Below are 1,702 nucleotides of genomic sequence, written 5' to 3' on the forward strand. Positions count from 1 at the left end.
TAATAAAACGAAGCCCTCGTCCATAAATGAATTCATAGTAAGTCACTTTTTGTAAAGGGTCTATGCCATTTATTTTTGAAGTTTTATTATGAAAATCTTCCAACACATAATTAAATTGCTCATCGCTTAATTTCCTGTAACGCTTTCTTAACAAATGCTCGGGCTTTAATAATAAAGGTGTTAAAAACGGAAAAAGTTTATAAAATTCACCTAATTTACCTCCAAAAGACATGTAAACACCTCGCTGCAATACATCCCCTAAATAACCATCAAGAGCTATTGTATTTTTCACCGACAAACTGGCAGCATGGCGATAGTTACTGAAAAACTGGGGATTATATGCTCTGACACTTCCACTAAAAAGCTGGTTACATATTGACTTGTCAATTTCAGTAACTGAGTTACTTTTAAATCTAAAAGATTCAAATATTATGTTCCGAAATGCAGCCAATTTTTTACCATTCTGTACGTCAGCAGAATTTTCGGGTCCCCATGTATACGCAAATTTAGGGTCCGAAATAGTGAGTATAAATCTAGAATCGAATCCTGCCGATAATGCAATTGATTGTAATTCAGAAGGTGTGGCTGACAAAAGTGCTCTAGCTTCCTGAATCACATCAATATTATCAACTGCATTAATTTCATAACCATAGATAAACACTTTTATATCAGAGTTTACAATTTCAATAATATCTCCAGGTATAAAGCGATACACGTTTTCATAAATTGTATAATTACCGAAAAGATGTCCTTGTGCTAGAAGAATTTCTTCAATACTTTTGTTTTTAGGCTGAGAGAATATTGCTGCACATGGAGAGATATGAAGACTACCGTCAGAGATATTGTAATAATGAGGTGATAGCGAAAACGGATCAGTGAAGACCTTAACATTACCAACATCTTTATCGTAGTATAAACATATAAACATGCCAGAAATTATTTTTTTAGATATAGTTGTAAACTCTTCACCTTCATCAAGACATTTTTGCAACCAATTCAAATTGTTACGTTCATATTTGTCATTTACAAACCAACCTGAAATAATTATCTCACTTTTGTTAGAGTTGTTGTGCGGCTCATCTAACCAATCGCTTGAATCATAATATACACAGCCTTCCCCATCAGCCATACTAAATTTGTAGGATGCTTTTGTAGTGCTAATAAAACAATCAAACTCTGCATTTAAGATGCTGTTATACGTTAAAAAGGACATATTAGACCTCCGCCAATACCTTTTTCATTACAAAATATCTTATATAATAAGCAATAAGAACAGTACCACTTAAAATAACAATAGCTATCAAAGGTGGGAACGAAATAAATTTATGCATAATGTAATACATAATGATGAAAATTGTGAACGTGATAGCATTTAACAATAAAGATAACTTCTCTTTTCCGACAAGATTTATTAATGTTGATTCAATAATAGAGTATTGTCCAACGGAAATAAATGAAAAAATACATAAGCCAACGATCATAATCTCAATTGTTGATGCGTTTTTAGCAGCAAGATAAACATAGCCCATCATAGCAATGAATCCTAACAACATAATATAGATTATTTGTTTTTTGAAACATCTTGATTGATCATAATATTGTTCTTTATTATTTAAAAGTATTAAATGAAGTTCTTTTACTTTCAAATTTAACATAGCTCTTGGAAAGACAGTAATTATCCCGGCAGCTGTTACCATAAGGG

1 protein-coding gene and 1 pseudogene are annotated in these 1,702 nt (G+C 31.8%); both read right to left on the reverse strand.

From position 1 onward, the window contains the following. On the reverse strand, positions 1 to 1,213 hold a 1,213-nt coding region (locus IM290_RS21340; RefSeq protein WP_193354504.1), incomplete at its 3' end, for a hypothetical protein. A gap of 1 nt (position 1,214) precedes the next feature. Next, positions 1,215 to 1,702: pseudogene (locus tag IM290_RS21345) on the reverse strand (hypothetical protein); the annotation flags it as partial.

Origin of the sequence: Enterobacter cloacae complex sp. S1 (assembly GCF_014930525.1) — a bacterium.
Taxonomy (GTDB): domain Bacteria; phylum Pseudomonadota; class Gammaproteobacteria; order Enterobacterales; family Enterobacteriaceae; genus Enterobacter; species Enterobacter hormaechei_C.